This window comes from Halostella salina, from assembly GCF_003675855.1.
GTDB classification, from domain to species: Archaea; Halobacteriota; Halobacteria; order Halobacteriales; family Natronoarchaeaceae; genus Halostella; species Halostella salina.
The window spans coordinates 427,049-444,128 of record NZ_RCIH01000003.1 but is presented as its reverse complement, the minus strand read 5'-3'; the positions used below and the strand labels follow the sequence as shown (position 1 = coordinate 444,128).

Here is a 17,080-nt window from a genome sequence, read left to right as displayed (position 1 = left end):
GGCGGCCCTATCGCTTGCGATCAGCGGCCGGCGGCGGCAGCCGGTGACCGGACGGGCGGTGGCCGCCGGTCAGTGGCCGAGCAGGCCCTCGACGTCCGCGTGGTCCGCGAGCAGTTCGCGCATCGCCTCCACGGTCTCGGCGTCGCGGGTCCGTCCCGACCGGACGACCTCCTCGGCGCGGTCGACGGTGGTCAGCGTGTCGGTCCGCACCAGCAGGATCGGGACGCCCTTGTCCGCCGCCTTGCCGACGACCGCGCCCGGCGGGCGGTGACCGCCGGTGAGGATCAGGCACTTGATCCCCGGCGCTTCCAGCGCTGCGGTGTGGATGTCCGAGCGGTCGCCGCCGGTGATCACCGCGGCGTCGCGCGTCCGGCGGAAGTGCCGGAGCGCCTCGTCGGCCCCCATCGCGCCGACGCTGAACCGCTCGACGAACTCGTCGGTCGGCACGTCGGTCACCACCTCGGCGGCGAGTTCGTCCGCCAAGTCGCCGACCGTGACGCCCGCGAGGTCCTGTTTGCGCGGTACGATGCCGTGGACCGGAACGCCCCGGCCTTCGAGGAACGGGACCACGTCGTTCTCAAGTTCGTCGTGGTCGCCCTCGCCGACGAGGTTGAACACCACGCCGTCGAGCCGGTCCCCGAGGCGGTCGGCCGCGGCGAGCACGTCGTCCACGTCCCCGGGCTGTTCGTAGGTCGCGACGAGGACGACGCGGGCGTCGATCAGCTCCGCGATCTCGTCGTCGGTCAGTTCGATGATGCCGCCGGTGGTGAGGCTCCCGCCGCCCTCGACGAACATGTGGTCGGTGTCCGCGGCGAGCGCCTCGAACTGTTCGGCGACGATCTCCCGGAGTTCGTCGGGGTCCTCGCGGCCGCGGATCGCCTGCTCGATGAACGTCGGCGAGTAGACGACCGGTTCCATCTGGTGCATCTCGGCGTCCGTACCGAGCACCTCCCGGGCGAGCATGGGGTCCTCGTCCAGCGTCTTGCCGACGTTGCTCTGCAGGCGGGTCCCCTTCGGTTTCATGTAGCCGACCGTCTCGTCGCCGTCCTGCGCGAGCAGGCCGAGCGCGAGCGTGATGGCCGTCTTGCCGGTACTCTCCTGGATCGAGGTTACGAGCGTGGTGTGAGTCATAGTTCCTCCGTGTCAACCGTGAGCCTGATGTCGACCGCCTGTACGCCGTCCGGGCCCGCGACGAGCGGGTTGATGTCGAGTTCGAGGATCGCCGGGAAGTCCGTGACCAGCTGCGAGAGCCGCTGGATCGTCTCGACGATGGCGTCCTCGTCCGCGGGCGTTCGGCCGCGGGCACCGCGCAGCAGCGGCGCGGCGTCGATGTCGTCGACCATCGCCTCGGCCTCGTCGCGGCCCAGCGGGGCGACCCGGACCGTCGTGTCCTCGATGACCTCGACGAAGATGCCGCCGAGCCCGAAGAGGACGAGCGGGCCGAACTGCGGGTCGCGGTTCATGCCGACGATAGTCTCGGTGCCGTCGTCGAGGTCGACCATCTCCTGTACCTGCACGCCCAGGATGTCCGCGTCGGGCTGGTAGTTGCGGGCGCGGGTGACGAGATCCTCGAAGGCGTCGTACACGTCCTCGTTCTCGACGCCGACTTTCACGCCGCCGATGTCGGACTTGTGCAGGATGTCCGGGCTGACGATCTTCATCACGACCGGGCCGTCGACCTCGTGGGCGACCGCGACCGCGTCCTCGGGCGAGTCGACCACGTCGCCCGCGGGCGTCGGGATGCCGTAGGCATCGAGCAGGTCCATCGCCTCGACGCCCAGCCGGTTGTCGCCCCGGTCCTCGGCCCGAGTGAGGATCTCGCGGGCGCGCTCGCGGTCCACGTCGAACTGGGCCGGCTCGTCGACCGACCCGTCGCGGACCTCGCGGTACCCCGAGAGCGCGTCGAGGCTCCGGACGCCGCGGGCCGGGTCGAAGTAGTTCGGGATGCCGCCCTCGCGGAGGCGGTCGGCCGCCGACTCGGTGCTCTCGCCGCCCATGAGGCAGGCGACGACCGGCTTGTCGTGTTTCGCCTGCAGGTCGACGACCGCGTCCGCTAGTTCGTCGAACCCGAGCACCGCGGTCGGCGCGGAGACGACGACGGCCGCGCCGACGCCGTCGTCCGACAGCGCGGTGTCTATCGCCGCGCGGAACCGGTCGATGTCCGCGTCGCCGATCACGTCGACGGGGTTGTACACGTTCGCCTCGTCGGGCAGCGACTCCTGCAGGGCGTCGATGGTGTCGTCCGAGAAGGAGGCCAGCGACAGCGACGAGTCGCCGATGGCGTCGGTCGCCATCACGCCGGGGCCGCCGGCGTTCGTGACGACCGCCACGTCGTCGCGGTCGGGGAGCGGCTGGCCCGACAGCGCGCGGGCGTAGTCGAACAGCTCCTGAACGGTCTCGACGCGCTGGACGCCCGCCTGCTCCAGCCCCGCCTCGTAGGCCTCGTCGCTCCCGGCGATCGAGCCGGTGTGGGAGGACGCCGCCTGCGCGCCGGCGTCGGTCCGCCCGGACTTCACGAGGACGATCGGCGTGTCGTCGGTCACCTCGCGAGCGGTCCGGATGAACTCCTGCCCGTCGTCTATCCCTTCGAGGTAGCCGATGATCACGTCCGTATCGGGGTCGTCGCCCCAGTGCTCGATCAGGTCCGTCTCGTCGACGACCGCCTCGTTGCCCAGCGACACCACGTCCTTGAACCCGATGTCCTGGTCGTTGGCCCAGTCGAGGACGGCGGTGATGAACGCGCCGGACTGGCTCATGAACGACAGCGAGCCGTCCTGTGCGTTCTCCGGGCCGAACGTGGCGTTCATCCCGACCGGCGTGCTCATCACGCCGAGGCTGTTCGGGCCGACCAGCGCCATGTCGTACGTCTCGGCGACGTCGACGAGTTCGCGCTCGCGGGCCGCGCCCTCGCTTCCGGTCTCGCTGAACCCGGCCGTGATGACCACCACGTTCTCGACGCCGGCCTCGCCCGCCTCCTCGACGGCGTCGACGGCCACGTGCGGCGGGACGACGATCACCGCCAGGTCCGGCGGTCCGTCCGGAACGCTGCTCACGTCCGGGTAGCAGTCGAACCCGAGTACGGACTCCCGGCTGGGGTTCACCGGGACGATGCGCCCTTCGAAATCGTCGCGCAAGTTCGTGAGGATCGCCCGTCCGACCGACCCCTCGCGGTCGGTTGCGCCGACGACGGCGACGCTTTCGGGCGCGAACAGAGCCGATAACGATCCCATCGGTTCGACCTTCGACCGCCCGGAGGATTAAACGCACGCATCTTCCCACCGTGCGGGAACGAGTCACGGCCGACGGCACCGGTTCGTCCGCTCCGGCCGCCCCGCTACTCCGTCACGTCCACGACCGACGCCCCGGCCGTCGCCAGCAACTGATCGGGGTCGACGGGGAACACCGCTTCCGGGGTGCCGGCGGCGGCCCACACCGTCTCGTACTCGCCGAGGTCCGGGTCGAACAGGACCGGCACGTCCCGGTCGTGACACACCGGCGGGACGCCGCCGATCGACCAGCCGAGCGTCTCCTTGACCGCGCCGGGCGATGCGGGGCCGACCTCGTCCGCCGGTGCCCCGAGATGGTCCGCCAGTCGGCGCTCGCTCACGCGGTTCGCGCCGCTCGTGAGCGCGACGACGTGGTCGCCGTCCGCGTTCATCACGATGCTCTTGACGATCTGGGCCACGTCACAGCCAACCGCATCGGCGGCGTCGGCCGCCGTCTTGGTTCCTTCGGGAAACTCGGTGACTTCCACCGACAGGTCGTGCTCGTCGCGCGCTCGCTCGGCGAACGCCTCGGCGCTCGGGTGCATACCGCGTGGCTGGCGCTGGGATCCTAAAAGGGATCGGAGCGCGGCGATCCGTGCAGGGAACGTGTGGCGACGAAGTGAAGTATCGGCGCGGCGATAGGCGGACGATGACCGAGCGCTCGACGGGGGGACGATGACCGACCGCTGGCTGTACGGATGGGGACTCGGATACGCCGCCGTCGGCGCAGCGTCGTTGCTGATACCGCTGTACGCGCTGGAACTCGGGGCCGGCCCGCTACTCGTCGGGTTGATGGCGTCGACGGCCGCGTTCGCGGGGGTTCCGGGGGCGATCCTGTGGGGCCGGCTTGCGGCCCGCACCGACCGTCGGCGCGTCTTCGTCCTCGTCGCGCTCGCCGCGACGGCGGGCGTTCTCGCTATCGTCCCGTTCCTGACCGACCCCGTGGCGCTGCTCGCGGCGAACGCCGCGCTGTGGTTCGTCGTCGCGGCGGCCGCGCCAGTGCTCAACCTGATCGTCGTCGACGGCGTCCCCGAGTCCGACTGGGACCGCGAGATCGGCCGGCTGAACCACTATCAGGGGTACGGCTGGCTCCTCGGGCTCGTCGCCGGGGCGGCGTGGACGGGCGCGGCCGGCGCGGTGTCGGACGCCGGGCCCGTCGCCGCCCAGCGGAGCTTCTTCCTCGCGAGCGCGGCGTCGACCGCCCTCGCGCTCGCCGTCGTCCGGTACTGGTACCCGGAGCGCCCGCGGGTGTCGCCCGTCCGGTTCCAGCGCATCTACCGCAGGACAGCGCGGACCGGCGGTCGGACCGTCCGGGCGGTTCCGTTCGGTCCTGCCCGGGTGTACTGGTCGTTGCGGTCGCTCGACTCAGACCGGCTGTCGGGCCGGTTCCGGTCGCAGCTCGGCTCGTACTTCGCGGCGCTGACGCTGTGTTTCGTCGGGTTCTCCGTCTTCTTCGGCCCGCTGCCCGCCTACCTGACTGCCGAGGCGTTCCCGACCGACGGCGTGTTCGCGCTCTTTGTCCTCTCCAGCGCCGGGTCGGCCGCGTTCTACGTCCGCGCCGGCGACCTCTCGACGCGGTTCGACGCCCGGCGGCTCCAGATCGCGGCCCTGCTGGGGCGGGCGGGGTCGTTCCCCGTGATCGCCGCCGTCGGGGTCCTGTTCGTGCCGCCCGCGGCGGTGGTCGGGCAGGCCCCGCTGTTCGCGTTCGTCGGCGTCACCTGGGCGGTGATCGCGGTCACGGCGACGGGCCTCGTCACCCGGCTGGCCCCGCCGTCCGCCCGCGGCGAGGCGCTCGGGACGTACGCCGCGCTGTCGAGTTTCGGCGGCGGCGTCGGCAGCGCGCTCGGCGGCTGGATCGCGTCATCGGCGGGCTACGTCGTCGCGTTCGGCGCGGCGGCAGGACTCATCGCCGTCGGCGCGGCCCTCGTGGTGCTGGTGCCCGGAGGGCCGGCGACCGCGAGCGAGCGTCCGCTCGGCTGAGCCGAGGCGTCAGCGCTCGCGGATCCGACGGACCTCGTCGCGGTCCGGCAGCGCCGTCATCGCGCCCTTCGCCGTCGTCGTGGTGACGGCGACCGCGTTGGCGAATGCCAGGGCCTCCTCCAGCGGTTCCCCGTCGACGAACGCGGCGATCGCACCGGCCGTGAACGCGTCGCCAGCGCCGGTCGTGTCGACGGGGTCGACCGGGTAGCCCCCGTGTCGCGCGACGCCGGCCCACGGCGCGTCGTCGGTCGCCACGGCGAGCGCGCCGTCGCCGCCGAGCGTGAGCAGGACGGTGTGTGGGCCGAGGTCGCAGGCGCTCCGCGCCAGCGCCTCGGGGTCGTCGCCGTCGGCCCCCAGCGCGCGCAGTTCCTCGGGCGTCGCCTTCAGCACGTCCGTCTCCTCGACGGCCCACCCCGCGACCGTCTCGAACTCCGTGTCGCTCCCCCACAGTTCGGGTCGGGCGTTCGGGTCGAACGAGACGGTACAGTCCGCCTCGGCGGCGCGCTCGGTGAGGTCCAGGTTCGCCGAGCGGCTCGGCTCGTCGGCCAGCGCCACGCCGCCGACGTGGACCCACTCGGCGTCGTCCAGCACCGCGTCCGGCACGGTCCCGGACTGCATGCGCGTGTCGGCGGTGCCGTCGCGGTAGAACGAGAAGGAGCGGTCGGCGTCCTCGTCGTGGGTGACGAAGGCGAGCGTCGTCTTCGCGCTCGCGTCGCGCTCGACGAACTCGTCGGGGACGCCGTACTCGGCCAGCGTCCGGACGAGGAAGTCGCCGAACGGGTCGTCGCCGACGCGCGTCCAGAACAGCGGCGGCAGGTCGAGCGTCGCCAGCGCGACCGCGACGTTCGCCGGCGCGCCGCCCGCGCGCCGGCCGAACGCCGCTATCTCGTCCAGTTTGCCGGGCGTCTCCGGGAGGAAGTCGATGAGCGTCTCGCCCGCGACGAGCACGTCCCGAGTCATGCGGACTACTGGGACTTTCGGTCCCATAGCTCTGCCGACAGTGTCAGCGCTCGCGCGCGTCGTGACCGACGGCGCGGCGGCGCACGCTTCGCGTCAACCGAGGTCGGCGTCAAGCCGGTCCAGGCTCCCCGCGATGTAGCCGTAGTCGAGCGTGAACACCTCCAGCGAGAGCGTCCCGGTCCAGTCGACCGCGCGCAGCGCGTCGAAGATCCGGTCGAAGTCGACCGTCCCGGCACCGTACGGCAGGTGCTCGTCGTCGGCGACGCGCGTGTCGTTGAGGTGGAAGTGGGTGATACGGTCGGGCCGGTCGGCGACCATCGAAGCGATCCCGCCGGCGTCGACGCCGTCCATCCGGGCGTGACCCGTGTCGACGGTCATCGAGACGTCGGTCACCTCGAACAGGCGGTCGAACCCGTGGATGCTCGGCGTCGCGCGCGGGATGTTCTCTGCACACACCTCGACGCCGACCGACTCGCCGACGTCGACCAGTTCCTGCACCGAATCGACGACGAGGTCGATCCGCTCGTCTTCGTCGGCGGCGGGCTTCCAGGCGTTCGACTCGGCGTGGAGGACCGCCTTCTCAGCGCCGAACTCGCCGACGGTGCGGAGACAGGCTGATAGCTCCTCGACCGACCCCTCGCGGACGTGCGGGTGGGGCGAGCCGACGTCGAACCCGCCGAACGGCAGGTGGACGAGCAGGTCGAGGTCGTGCTCGTCGAGCGGTTCGCGGAGCCGGTCGGGGGTGGCTTCCAGCGCCTCGCGCGACCAGTCGCCGTCGAGCATCAGTTCGACGTAGTCGTACCCCGCGTCGGCGGCACGGGCGAACAGCTCCGCGTCCATGCCGATCTGTGTGACGAAGCCGCGGCGGACGTTCATTCCCGTGACGTTGGTCCCGACGGCACTTTAGCTGGTCGGACCGGGCGGGTCCGACGGCCAGCGGCGGCCGCTACCGCGTCGGGGCGACGACGACGCGACCCTCGCCGGAGACGCTCACGTCGAAGCCGGCGTACGAAAAGGAGAGCAGGGTCGACCGGTCTGCGTCCTCGAACAGGCTGTCGAGCGCGTCGGTGTCGACGCTGTCGTGGATGGGGGGGCAGTTCGAGCGGGTCGGCGTCGGCCGCCGCTGAAACCGTGTACACCACGGCCTCGCTCGTCGACGTATCGTCGGAGTCGTACCGGCGCTCGACGGTGCCGTCCGTGCGCTCGAACTCGTCGTTGCCCGCGTCCTCGACAGGGATGTCCTCCAGCTCGTCGTTCGCGTTCATTGCTGCGTTGTAGCAGCGGCCGTCGTCTCCATCATCGGGTTTCGTGCTCAACGTTTTATATACCATCCCGGTCGTTCGACGCGACCGTCGCGCCGACGAGCGCGTCGAGCGCCCGCTGGATCCGTGCCGAAACCGCCTGCGGGGAGACGTCGAGTTCGCCCGCGAGTTCCTCGAGGGTCACGTCACGCGGCTGTGAGAAGTAGCCGCGCTCGTGGGCGAGTCGCAGGACCTCACGCTGTTTGTCGGTCAGCCCCCAGGCGTCGCCGGGGCCGCCCGTGTCGGTGTACAGGCGGTGAACGGTGACGGGGACGTTCTCCGCCTCGTAGTTCGCGCGGTACCGCCGGAGCGACTCCCTGTCGGGGAAGCGCATCCGGAGATGCCAGCCGGACCCGTCCGCGGTGAGTTCGGTCATCGTCGCCGACGACTCCCGGTACGCGTCGTAAAACGAGTTCCGCGAACATTTCACGCGGTACATCCGCCGGTCGTCCAGCCGTTCCAGCACCTCGTAGTCGGCGACGCTGTCGTCGTCGTCCAGCGCCGACTCGTAGGCCTCGACGTCGCCCCCCGTCGCCCAGAAGTAGAAGATCGGTAACCCCTCACGGCTCGCGGTGTCCTGGACGACCTCCAGCGACATGTCGGGCACCGCCTTGAGCGACTCCATGAGCAGCAGGGAGCCGTCGTCGACCGTGAACTCCGCGATGACGCCCATAATTTCCCGTCCGCGGGATCCGGTGTAAAACTATCGTCACACCCCGTTGTTCCCGGTGGGAACGAACTTCGAATTCGATCCCGAGGACAATATTTTAGGAAAGCCAAAAATATGTTTCCCGGAGGTGAATCTTTAAGTACCTGTAACGCGTACGTCGAGACGAACATGAGCACTCAGAAGTCCGTCCGTCGAGAGGCAGGCACCGTCGAACAGTCCGCGCTCCGCATCGACGAGGAGAAGGCCGAACAGATCGTCGACGCGCTGAACACCGACCTTGCGGCGTCGTACGTGCTGTACCACCAGCTGAAAAAGCACCACTGGAACGTCGAGGGCGCGGAGTTCCTCCCGCTCCACGAGTTCCTCGAGGAGGCCTACGAGGTCGCCGAGCGCGCGGCCGACGAGCAGGCCGAGCGCGTACAGGCGCTCGGCGGCGTCCCGATCAGCGGGATGTCCGACCTGCAGGAGGCCGCCCCGGTCGAACCCGAGGGCGAGGACGTGTACGACGTGCGCACGTCACTGAAAAACGACCTGGAGATGTACGGCGACATCATCGAGACGATGCGCGACCACATCGAACTGGCAGAGAACCTCGGCGACCACGCGACAGCCGAGATGCTCCGGGACCAGCTCGTCGAGACCGAGGAGTACGCCCACCACATCGAGCACTACCTCGAGGACGACTCGCTGAAGGACTGGTAGACGACGGGGACGCGGTTTTTTTATCGTTCGAGGTCGACCGTCAGGTCGGTCGCGATCCAGGCGTCGCTGTTGTCAGCCTCGGTGAAAACGGTCCGCCCGGGGCGCGTTTCGCAGGCCGTCACCAGCGTTTCCTCTTCCGTGTCGGACATCGTCTCTTCGGCTTCCGTGCTGCCGTGAACTGCCATTACCAGGGATTAGGTGAGCCTAAAGCAAAAAGGGTTTTGGTCGACCTAAGACCGTAGGGTTCCACCCCGATCCTTACCACCGATCGGCACGGACGGTCGCATATGGACTGGAACGTGATTCAGGGCGACATCGCGGCACAGTCCGCCGACGCACTGGTCAACGCCGCCGGCACGAGCCTCCGGATGGGCAGCGGCGTCGCGGGCGCGCTCCGCCGGCGGGCGGGCGGCGACATTAACGAGGCCGCCATGGCGAAGGGGCCGGTCGACCTGGGAGCCGTCGCCGTCACGGACGCGTTCGACCTCGACGCCGAGTACGTGATCCACGCCGCCGCGATGCCCCACTACGGGGACGGGCAGGCGACGGCCGGCAGCATCCGGGACGCCACGCGAAACGCGCTCGCCCGCACCGACGACCTCGGCTGCGAGTCGCTGGTGATCCCCGCATTGGGCTGTGGCGTCGCCGGGTTCGACCTCGAAGCTGGCGCGCGGATCATCTGCGAGACGATCCACGACTACGAATCGGACGCGCTTTCGGACGTGCGTTTCATCGCGTACAGCGACGAGGAGTTCGACATCGTCCAGCGGGTCAGCGAGGAGGTGCGGGAGTCGTAGGTAGGGAGCCGCGGTCGCGGTGCGCCGTCGCCGCCTCACTCGTGGCCGGAGACGCGGACCGGCTCGTACGGTTCCTCCAGATAGTCGAGTTCGTCGTCGGACAGCGTGATCTCGACGGCCTCGACGGCGTCCTCCAGATGCTCGACGCTGGTCGTTCCGACGATGGGCGCGTCGACGGCGTCCCGGTGGAGCACCCACGCGAGCGCTATCTGCGCCATCGTCGCGTTGTGGTCGTCCGCGAGGTCCGCGACCCGCTCGTTGACCTCGCGACCGCCGCCCTCGAAGTAGGGGTGTTCGCGGGCGTAGTCGTCAGTCTCGCCGCGCGTCGTCTCGTCGAACGCCTCGTGCGGGCGAGTGAGGTACCCCCGCGCCAGCGGACTCCACGGGATCACGCCGACGTCCTCCTTCTCGCAGAGTGGCAGCATCTCGCGTTCCTCCTCCCGGTACAGCAGGTTGTAGTGGTTCTGCATCGTGACGAAGCGTTCGAGTCCGAGACGCTGGCTGGCGTGCAGCGCCTCCGCGAACTGGTGAGCCCACATCGAACTCGCGCCGAGGTAGCGCACCTGCCCGCGCCGGACGGCGTCGTCGAGCGCCCGCATCGTGGTTTCGATGGGCGTGTCGTCGTCCCAGCGGTGGATCTGGTAGAGGTCCACCGTGTCCATCCCGAGCCGGTCTAAGCTGTTGGACAGCTCCTGCTCGATCGCCTTCCGCGAGAGGCCGCCGGAGTTGGGGTCGTCCTCGTCCATCTGGAAGTACCCCTTCGTCGCGACGACGGCCTCGTCGCGGCGGCCGTCGAGGGCGTTCCCGAGGACGCGCTCGCTCTCGCCCTCGGAGTACATGTTGGCGGTGTCGAAGAAGTTGATCCCGAGGTCGATGGCGCGGTCGATGACCGCGTGGCTCTCGTCCTCGTCCAGCACCCACTCGCGCCAGTCGCTGGTGCCGAAGCTCATGCAGCCAAGACAGATCCGGCTGACCTCCATCCCCGTGGAACCGAGCGTCGTGTACTCCATGGCCCGGAGTAGGGGTTCCCGGTGCAAGAGGGTGGGGGAGGGGGCGACGGTTACAGGTTCTCAGGGTTCGTCCGCCGGACGCCCGCCCGGACCAGTGCGACGGTGACGACGCCGAGCGCGACGTAGCCCGCGGCGGCAGTCCACGTCAGCGTTGTCGCGCTCCCGATTGCGAGTTTCGCGACGACGTTCGGCGGCGACGCCGGCAGCAGGGTCGCGGCGGTGAACACGAGCAGGATCCCAGAGGAGTACAGCAACTGGGCTTGCCGGCGGTCCGGCGCGAGCAGGGAGATGGCAAGTCCCACCGCCACGACCGCCAGCGAGAAGCCCGCGCCGACGGCGACCAGCGCGACCGGGTGGGCGATCCGCGTGCCGTTGAACGAGAGGAGGCCGAGCCAGAGGGCGACCTGCGCGGGCGCGAGTCCCGCGGCCGCGAGCAGTTTCCCGTCCACCACGTCGCCGAGCGACAGCGGCGCGACCCGCAGGAGTTCGAGCGTCCCCTGCTGGACCTCCTCGGTGAGCGAGTCGACGGCGACGCTCCCGCTGATGAACACCGGCAGGAAGACGAGCAGCGGGACCAGCACGGTGTAGGTGAAACTGAAGTACGGGCTGGCGGCGACCCGTCCCGGGAGGTCGAGCGGCTGGCGTTCGAGGCGGTCGGCCAGCCGGTCGCGCTCGGACCGCTCCAGTTGCTCCAGCACGTTGCGCAGTTTCACTATCAGCACCGTCGTCCGGAGGTTCTCCTCCGGGACCGTCGCGGTGACCTGGACCGTCCCGTTGGCCGTGCGGTTGGCGACCAGCGTCGCGTCGACCCGGCCGTCCGCGAAGGCGGCGCGAGCCTCGCCGGTGCTCCCGTACTGAGTCTCGGCCATACCGCCGACCTCGTCGATCGCCGCGCCGAGGTCGTCGCTGGCGTTGCCCGCGACGCCGACGGAGGGGGTGTACCCCTCGACGTTGCCGGGGTCGTACAGCGAGACGAGACCGACCACGAGGAAGGAGGAGAACGCGGCGATAAACAGCTGGATCGAGAGCGCGAGGACGATCGTCTTCTCGCTTTTCAGCGCGGCCAGCTCCCGCCGCGCGACCGCGAAGCGCGGGTCAGACACTGCCGATCACCGCCGCGTTGTAGGCGACGTGGACGATGACGGCGACGCCGACGCCGGCGACCCACTGGTACGGCCCGCGGCGCGCGCCAACTGCGGAGATGGCCGCCGTGACGACGTGCAGCGCGAGCGACGCGGCCAGCCCGACGAGCAAGAGCGAGCCGCCGGTGCCGCCGGCCGTGGCGAAGGCGGCGCGGCCCAGCTCCAGCTGTGTCAGCCCGACCGCCTGCACGATGGCAGTGACCTTCTCGGCGGCGAAGAACCCGACGCCGGAGAGCGCGCCGACGACCAGCGCCGTCCCGAGCGCGCGGTCGTACCGCGCGTGGACGAACCCGGCGTAGCTCCCGACGCTCTTTGCCACCTCCTCGATCACGGCGATGGCGACGAGCAGGACCGGCAGCGACGCCTCCAGCGGGAGCGCGAACAGGAGCGCCACCGCGAGCAGTTCGACGACGAAGACGAAGGGGATCGACGCGGCGGTGACGAGCGCCACCGAGCGCGGGCGGCTGATCCGCGTCGCCAGCGCGTCCAGGGCCTTCAGCGGGACCGGCCGCTGGGTGAACATGTCCTCCTCACGGTAGACGCCCGCCCCCAGCACGAACAGCAGGACCGCAGTGAGCAGCGCCGGGCCGGCCGAGAACGCGAACTCCGCGACGGACACGGGGCGGGACCCGAGGTCCCAGACGACCAGCGTCAGCGGCGAGATGAGCGCGATCGGCGTCACGTCCGCGAAGATGGCCGGGACGAAGGCGTACGACGTGAGGAACACGCTCACCGTGATCGTGACGAAGGTGAGCTCCTTGAACGAGCGTGCGAACATCGCACCGACGAACGTCGCCCCCAGGAACAGCAGCGCCAGCGGGACGACGGCAGCCACGGAGAGTGGGCCGCCGCCCACCGCCGCGGCGACGCCGACCGTGACCGCGAGCAGCGCGACCAGATACGGCAGCGTCTTGCCGGCGACGATGTCGCCCCGCGTCACGGGTGAAACGAGCATGAGTTCGCCCCGGCGGTTGAGCCGCTCGTCCATGATCGTCGAGCCGTACGCCTGCACGACGAAGTTCATCGGGACGACGAAGAGGAAGGCGAGCACGAGCGAGGTGAACGGGAACGGCGGGCTGAGGCCACCGGGCGTCCCGTCGCCATCGCCGCCGCCGAACACGCCACCACCCACGTTCGGGGCCTGTACGTCGCCGTCGGAGCCGTCGGCTCCTGCCCCGGCACTCCCGTCGCTGGTGTCACCACTGCCGTCCGTCGCTCCGCCGTCGGTGCCGTCGCCCGTCGTACCGCCGTCGGTTCCGCCGTCGGTCGTCCCGCCCCCGGCCGTGTCGCCGCCACCTGCACCGCCAGCGGTCGGTTGGGCGACGGTTCGGGACTCGTACCTGACGGCGACTTCGACGGGGAAAGCGGCGTTCTGGTCCGGTTCGGCCCGCATCAACACGTCGTCGTTGTAGCGCTCGACTGCCGACCGGAACTCGGCGAGCGCGGCGTCGCTCTTGGCGGGCGTGTCCGGGTTCGTTCGGACCGTTCCGTCGACGACGACGAGGTCGACGCGGTTCTCCGCCAGCGCGTCGGCGGTCGGTTCGCCCGGCGCGAACGCCGGCGACGACTCGACCACGTCGTGGTACGGGCTGTCGTCGGCGACGCCGACGCGGTAGATCCCCTCGTTCAGCGCCAGCCCGCCCGAGACGACCGCCGGGCCGACCAGCGCGCCGAAGACGACGCCGACGACGGCCAGGACGGCGGTGCGGCGGTCGACCGTGCCCGCGCTCTTGCTGACCTCCCAGCGCGCGATCCGGAGGACCTTCGACGGGGTCACGGCTCGGCCTCCGCCTCCAGCGGCGACTCGCCCGCTACGTCGAGGAAGATCTCCTCCAGACTCGGCTCGTCCGTCCGGATGTCGACGACCTCGCCGCCGGCGTCCCGCGCCGCCTCCCGGACCGCCTCGACGGCGTCCATGTCGGCGACCGTCGTGCGGTGGCGGCGCTGGTCGCCGGTGGGGTCGTCCGCGTCCGCCTGCCCCCCGAGGTCGCGCGCCCCGGCGTCGCTCTCGTCGACGGGCTCCGACCCCTCGACCGGTACCGACGTGTACACGCGGTATTCGGTCCGGCCGTGCCGGTCGCGGATCCCCTCGACGGTGCCCCGGGCGACGATCTCGCCGCGGTTCATGATGACGACGCGGTCGCAGACCTCCTCGACGTGGTAGAGGTTGTGCGCGCTGAACACGACGGTCTTGCCGGCCTCGCTCAGCTCGCGGGTGAACTCGATGACGTAGTTGGTCGTCAGCGGGTCGAGACCGCTCGCCGGCTCGTCGAAGACGAGCACGTCCGGGTCGTTGACCAGCGCGCGGGCGATGGCGACCTTCCGTTTCATCCCCTTGGACATGTCGCCGATCCGGCGCTCCCGGTGTTCCAGTTCCAGCCGCGTCAGCGCGTCGTCGATGCGCTCGGCGGCCGCGTCGTCGGGCACGTCGTACAGGTCCGCGAAGAAGTGGAGGTAGGAGGTCGCGGTCATCTCCTCGTACAGCGGCGACTCCTCGGGGAGGAAGCCGAGGTTGCGCCGCGTCTCCGGGTCGTCGGCGTCGCCGCCGTCGACCGTCACCGTGCCGGCGGTCGGCTCGATCAGGCCGGCGACGGCCTTCAGCGTCGTCGTCTTGCCGGCCCCGTTCGGGCCGACGATGCCGAACACCTCGCCGGGTTCGACGGTGAACGTGCTGTCCTCGACCGCGACGAAACCGCCGTACTCCTTCCGGAGGTCCGCCACCTCGATCATTCGATACGTGACCGTCGGACCGACGGCAGTTAAATTCGCTGTCGGCGGAGAACGAAGGACCGGGCTACAGGCCGACGCCGACGGCGTAGGGCCACGCCTCCGCGCCGAGCGCCAGCAGCGCGAGCGCGGTGCCGAACAGGCCGACGTTTTTCAGGAAGTTGATCATCTCGCTCTGCCGCTCCTGCGGGTCGTCGACGGTCCAGAAGTCGTGCATCACCGGCGTCGTCACGAGCAGGAAGACGGCCAGCGCGCCCGCGCCGACGATCGGATACGCCCCGACCGCGACGAGCAGGCCGCCCACCAGCAGCATGCCGCCAGTGAACGGGACCATGAGACCGGCCGCCGGGACGCCCTTCGCCTCGGCGTAGCCGGCCATCGACTCCGTGTCCATGAAGTGGTTCAGTCCCATGAACGCGAGGACGACGCCGAACAGCGCCCGCCCGACGAGGAAGATGACCTCGCCGGCGGCCGAGAGTTCGAGCGCCATCAGGCGCTCACCCCGTCGCCGCGGACAGTCGTCGAATCGTGCTGAAGTTGCGTCGCGCAATGTGGTTTCATCACGTTACCTGGTACGATAGCGAACCTTTTAGCCGTTCCCGGACGAAGGGGTTAGCAGGTAACATCCATGTCATTGGAGACGTCGCCCACGCCCGAGGAGAAAAACGCCGACGCCTGCGACGTGGTCGAATCGATCGAGCAGATCGGCTCGCAGTGGCGGCTCATCGTGCTCAGCGACCTGCGGGACGGGGAAAAGCGGTTCAACGAACTGAAGCGGTCGACCGGCGCGAACTCCCGGACGCTGTCCCGGGTGCTCGACGACCTGAGCGACCTCGGTTTCGTCACGCGACGCCTGGAGGAGGACGCGCCGGTGGCGACGTACTACAGCCTCACGGCGAAGGGCGAGTCGCTCTGCCCCGTGTTCGACGAGATAGAGGACTGGGCGGCCGAGTGGCTCGGCGAGGGCGCGTCGGCGGAATCCTGAGCCGTCGGGACGGCGCTCAGTCCTGACGGCGTGCATCGGTTCTCGGGCGATTCAAGTCGCGGAAGCGCGTAGCCCCCGGCATGAACGACACGCGACGCGCGGTGTTGCGGGCGCTCTCCGACGGGCCGGCGGCCGGCCCGGATCTGGCCGAGCAGACGGGCGTCTCGCGGGCCGCCGTCTGGAAGCACGTCGAGGCGCTCCGCGAGGCGGGGTTCGACGTGGAGAGCGACGGGGACGGCTACCGGCTGACCGGCGTTCCGGAGTACGGCGGCACCGCAGTCGAGTACGAACTGGACGCGCCGTACGAGGTGGAGTACCACGACGCGGTCGGCAGCACGAACGACCGCGCCCGCGAACGCGCGGCGGCCGGCGCGGACGACGTGGTCGTGTTGGCCGACGAGCAGACCAGCAGCAAGGGGCGACTCGACCGCGAGTGGACCGCGCCGAGCGGCGGAGTGTGGGCGAGCGTCGTCGTCCGGCCCGACCTCTCGCCCGCCGGCGTCCCACTGGTCACGCTGGCGGCGGCGGTGGCGACGACCCGCGCGTTCCGCGAGGCGGGCGTCGACGCCGGGATCAAGTGGCCCAACGACGTGCTGGCCCGCGACGACGGCCGGAAACTGGCGGGGATCCTCACGGAGATGGAGGGTGAGGCCGACCGCGTGAACTGGGTCGTCGTCGGTGTCGGCGCGAACGTCAACGTCGACGCCGCCGACCTGCCGGAGACGGCGACGAGCGTCAGGGAGCGCGTCGGCGACGTGTCCCGCCGCGCGTTCGTCCAGCGACTTCTGGAGACGTTCCACGACCTGCTCGGGGACTCCGACGCCGTACTGGACGCGTGGCGCGAACAGGCGCTGACCCTCGGCAGGCGCGTCCGCGTCGAGACGCCGACCGGCGATGTCGTCGGCGAGGCGGTCGACATCGAATCACCCGGGACGCTGGTCGTGGCGACGGACGACGGCGAGCGCCGCGTCCACGCCGGCGACTGCGAACACCTCCGGCCGGCGGAGTAGCTACCCCTCGGCGTCCTCGACGACCGACGGCTCCTGCCGGTCCTCGCCGTCGCCGCTGACCCGGACCGTCAGGACGGGCACGTCCGCCGAGCGCACGACGCGTTCGGCGACGCTCCCCAGAAGCAGTCGGTCGATACCCCCCCGGCCGTGGGTCCCCATCACGATCAGGTCACAGCCCTCGGCGTCGGCGTAGCGGACGACCTCCTTGCTCGGCGAGCCGTCGAGCAGTGCCGTCTCGACTTCGACGCCCGCCTCGTCGGCGAGGGTGCGAACGCGGTCGAGCGCCGACTCCCCCTCGTCCCGGAGCACGTCGGCGATCCCCTCCCAGGACGTCTCCATCGGGATGGTGCCGTAGCTCGCCGAGTTGACGACGTACACCGCGTGGACGCTCGCTCCGTGGGCGACCGCCAGGTCGATGGCGTGTTCGATGGCCCGCTCGACGCCCTCGGAGCCGTCCGTCGGGACGAGGATCCGGTCGTACATCGTGGTATGGAGTGGCATAGGACAGGGGGTGATAAAAACCCTCCGCG

19 protein-coding genes are annotated in these 17,080 nt (G+C 70.3%); 5 read left to right on the top strand and 14 right to left on the bottom strand.

Going from position 1 to position 17,080, the window contains the following annotated elements; genetic code table 11:
• Positions 1 to 69 precede the first annotated feature (69 nt).
• The 3 genes from D8896_RS08410 to D8896_RS08400 form a co-directional block, all read right to left on the bottom strand.
• The gene (locus D8896_RS08410) at positions 70 to 1,131 is read right to left on the bottom strand and encodes a phosphotransacetylase family protein (RefSeq protein WP_121821644.1); all 1,062 of its coding nucleotides are present in this window, start codon (positions 1,129 to 1,131) and stop codon (positions 70 to 72) included.
• Positions 1,128 to 3,230 (bottom strand): acetate--CoA ligase alpha subunit, encoded by a 2,103-nt coding sequence (acs, locus tag D8896_RS08405; RefSeq protein ID WP_121821643.1) that lies wholly within the window; start codon positions 3,228 to 3,230, stop codon positions 1,128 to 1,130. Before acs ends, D8896_RS08410 begins: the two co-directional genes overlap by 4 nt.
• 104 nt (positions 3,231 to 3,334) lie before the next feature.
• Positions 3,335 to 3,811, bottom strand: a complete 477-nt coding sequence (locus D8896_RS08400) for a YbaK/EbsC family protein (RefSeq protein WP_121821642.1) — start codon at positions 3,809 to 3,811, stop codon at positions 3,335 to 3,337.
• Positions 3,812 to 3,941: 130 nt separating this feature from the next.
• Between D8896_RS08400 and D8896_RS08395 the strand changes: the two genes are divergently transcribed.
• Positions 3,942 to 5,246: an MFS transporter gene (locus tag D8896_RS08395; protein WP_121821641.1), complete on the top strand. Its 1,305-nt coding sequence runs from the start codon at positions 3,942 to 3,944 to the stop codon at positions 5,244 to 5,246.
• A 9-nt stretch (positions 5,247 to 5,255) separates the two neighbouring features.
• Here D8896_RS08395 and D8896_RS08390 read toward each other — a convergent pair whose 3' ends face one another.
• The 4 genes from D8896_RS08390 to D8896_RS08375 form a co-directional block, all read right to left on the bottom strand.
• A complete protein-coding gene (locus tag D8896_RS08390; protein WP_121821640.1) occupies positions 5,256 to 6,206 on the bottom strand; it encodes a carbohydrate kinase family protein in 951 nt (316 codons plus the stop codon).
• 93 nt (positions 6,207 to 6,299) lie between these two features.
• The gene (locus D8896_RS08385; RefSeq protein WP_121821639.1) at positions 6,300 to 7,082 is read right to left on the bottom strand and encodes a sugar phosphate isomerase/epimerase family protein; all 783 of its coding nucleotides are present in this window, start codon (positions 7,080 to 7,082) and stop codon (positions 6,300 to 6,302) included.
• 70 nt (positions 7,083 to 7,152) lie between these two features.
• The gene (locus tag D8896_RS20120; RefSeq protein ID WP_375137057.1) at positions 7,153 to 7,293 is read right to left on the bottom strand and encodes a HalOD1 output domain-containing protein; all 141 of its coding nucleotides are present in this window, start codon (positions 7,291 to 7,293) and stop codon (positions 7,153 to 7,155) included.
• A 233-nt stretch (positions 7,294 to 7,526) separates the two neighbouring features.
• Positions 7,527 to 8,180, bottom strand: a complete 654-nt coding sequence (locus D8896_RS08375; RefSeq protein WP_121821638.1) for a helix-turn-helix domain-containing protein — start codon at positions 8,178 to 8,180, stop codon at positions 7,527 to 7,529.
• Positions 8,181 to 8,345: 165 nt separating this feature from the next.
• On the opposite strand from D8896_RS08375, the gene dpsA reads away from it, so the two are divergent.
• Positions 8,346 to 8,879, top strand: coding sequence for a DNA starvation/stationary phase protection protein DpsA (gene dpsA / locus D8896_RS08370; protein WP_121821637.1), 534 nt, complete (start codon positions 8,346 to 8,348; stop codon positions 8,877 to 8,879).
• Positions 8,880 to 8,899: 20 nt separating this feature from the next.
• On the opposite strand, the gene D8896_RS19315 is transcribed toward dpsA, so the two are convergent.
• The gene (locus tag D8896_RS19315) at positions 8,900 to 9,064 is read right to left on the bottom strand and encodes a hypothetical protein (protein WP_162991503.1); all 165 of its coding nucleotides are present in this window, start codon (positions 9,062 to 9,064) and stop codon (positions 8,900 to 8,902) included.
• Between the two features lie 102 nt (positions 9,065 to 9,166).
• On the opposite strand from D8896_RS19315, the gene D8896_RS08365 reads away from it, so the two are divergent.
• Positions 9,167 to 9,676, top strand: coding sequence for a macro domain-containing protein (locus D8896_RS08365; protein ID WP_121821636.1), 510 nt, complete (start codon positions 9,167 to 9,169; stop codon positions 9,674 to 9,676).
• 35 nt (positions 9,677 to 9,711) lie between these two features.
• On the opposite strand, the gene D8896_RS08360 is transcribed toward D8896_RS08365, so the two are convergent.
• The 5 genes from D8896_RS08360 to D8896_RS08340 form a co-directional block, all read right to left on the bottom strand.
• A complete protein-coding gene (locus D8896_RS08360) occupies positions 9,712 to 10,686 on the bottom strand; it encodes an aldo/keto reductase (protein WP_121821635.1) in 975 nt (324 codons plus the stop codon).
• 50 nt (positions 10,687 to 10,736) lie between these two features.
• Positions 10,737 to 11,789 carry an ABC transporter permease gene (locus tag D8896_RS08355; protein ID WP_121821634.1) on the bottom strand — a complete coding sequence of 351 codons (1,053 nt, stop codon included), beginning with the start codon at positions 11,787 to 11,789 and terminating at the stop codon, positions 10,737 to 10,739.
• Complete coding sequence (locus D8896_RS08350) at positions 11,782 to 13,605, bottom strand: ABC transporter permease family protein (protein WP_121821633.1); 1,824 nt, start codon at positions 13,603 to 13,605, stop codon at positions 11,782 to 11,784. The genes D8896_RS08355 and D8896_RS08350 overlap by 8 nt, the downstream gene beginning before the upstream one ends.
• Positions 13,602 to 14,558: an ABC transporter ATP-binding protein gene (locus D8896_RS08345; RefSeq protein WP_121821632.1), complete on the bottom strand. Its 957-nt coding sequence runs from the start codon at positions 14,556 to 14,558 to the stop codon at positions 13,602 to 13,604. The genes D8896_RS08350 and D8896_RS08345 overlap by 4 nt, the downstream gene beginning before the upstream one ends.
• A gap of 64 nt (positions 14,559 to 14,622) precedes the next feature.
• The gene (locus D8896_RS08340; RefSeq protein ID WP_121821631.1) at positions 14,623 to 15,045 is read right to left on the bottom strand and encodes a DoxX family protein; all 423 of its coding nucleotides are present in this window, start codon (positions 15,043 to 15,045) and stop codon (positions 14,623 to 14,625) included.
• Between the two features lie 138 nt (positions 15,046 to 15,183).
• On the opposite strand from D8896_RS08340, the gene D8896_RS08335 reads away from it, so the two are divergent.
• Together D8896_RS08335 and D8896_RS08330 are read left to right on the top strand one after the other, a co-directional pair.
• Positions 15,184 to 15,540, top strand: a complete 357-nt coding sequence (locus D8896_RS08335; RefSeq protein WP_121821630.1) for a winged helix-turn-helix transcriptional regulator — start codon at positions 15,184 to 15,186, stop codon at positions 15,538 to 15,540.
• Between the two features lie 80 nt (positions 15,541 to 15,620).
• On the top strand, positions 15,621 to 16,550 hold the full coding sequence (locus D8896_RS08330; protein ID WP_121821629.1) for a biotin--[acetyl-CoA-carboxylase] ligase: 930 nt from the start codon (positions 15,621 to 15,623) through the stop codon (positions 16,548 to 16,550).
• On the opposite strand, the gene D8896_RS08325 is transcribed toward D8896_RS08330, so the two are convergent.
• Positions 16,551 to 17,051 carry a universal stress protein gene (locus D8896_RS08325; RefSeq protein WP_375137055.1) on the bottom strand — a complete coding sequence of 167 codons (501 nt, stop codon included), beginning with the start codon at positions 17,049 to 17,051 and terminating at the stop codon, positions 16,551 to 16,553.
• Positions 17,052 to 17,080 lie beyond the last annotated feature (29 nt).

Bases quoted from the DNA above. Each gene is read 5' to 3' on its own strand.
- dpsA (WP_121821637.1), top strand. From the start codon at position 8,346: ATGAGCACTCAGAAGTCCGTCCGTCGAGAGGCAGGCACCGTCGAACAG.
- D8896_RS08340 (WP_121821631.1), bottom strand. From the start codon at position 15,045: ATGGCGCTCGAACTCTCGGCCGCCGGCGAGGTCATCTTCCTCGTCGGG.
- D8896_RS08410 (WP_121821644.1), bottom strand. From the start codon at position 1,131: ATGACTCACACCACGCTCGTAACCTCGATCCAGGAGAGTACCGGCAAG.
- D8896_RS19315 (WP_162991503.1), bottom strand. From the start codon at position 9,064: ATGGCAGTTCACGGCAGCACGGAAGCCGAAGAGACGATGTCCGACACG.
- D8896_RS08325 (WP_375137055.1), bottom strand. From the start codon at position 17,051: ATGCCACTCCATACCACGATGTACGACCGGATCCTCGTCCCGACGGAC.
- D8896_RS08400 (WP_121821642.1), bottom strand. From the start codon at position 3,811: ATGCACCCGAGCGCCGAGGCGTTCGCCGAGCGAGCGCGCGACGAGCAC.
- D8896_RS08390 (WP_121821640.1), bottom strand. From the start codon at position 6,206: ATGACTCGGGACGTGCTCGTCGCGGGCGAGACGCTCATCGACTTCCTC.
- D8896_RS08360 (WP_121821635.1), bottom strand. From the start codon at position 10,686: ATGGAGTACACGACGCTCGGTTCCACGGGGATGGAGGTCAGCCGGATC.
- D8896_RS08375 (WP_121821638.1), bottom strand. From the start codon at position 8,180: ATGGGCGTCATCGCGGAGTTCACGGTCGACGACGGCTCCCTGCTGCTC.
- D8896_RS08335 (WP_121821630.1), top strand. From the start codon at position 15,184: ATGTCATTGGAGACGTCGCCCACGCCCGAGGAGAAAAACGCCGACGCC.
- acs (WP_121821643.1), bottom strand. From the start codon at position 3,230: ATGGGATCGTTATCGGCTCTGTTCGCGCCCGAAAGCGTCGCCGTCGTC.
- D8896_RS08345 (WP_121821632.1), bottom strand. From the start codon at position 14,558: ATGATCGAGGTGGCGGACCTCCGGAAGGAGTACGGCGGTTTCGTCGCG.
- D8896_RS08395 (WP_121821641.1), top strand. From the start codon at position 3,942: ATGACCGACCGCTGGCTGTACGGATGGGGACTCGGATACGCCGCCGTC.
- D8896_RS08385 (WP_121821639.1), bottom strand. From the start codon at position 7,082: ATGAACGTCCGCCGCGGCTTCGTCACACAGATCGGCATGGACGCGGAG.
- D8896_RS08365 (WP_121821636.1), top strand. From the start codon at position 9,167: ATGGACTGGAACGTGATTCAGGGCGACATCGCGGCACAGTCCGCCGAC.
- D8896_RS08330 (WP_121821629.1), top strand. From the start codon at position 15,621: ATGAACGACACGCGACGCGCGGTGTTGCGGGCGCTCTCCGACGGGCCG.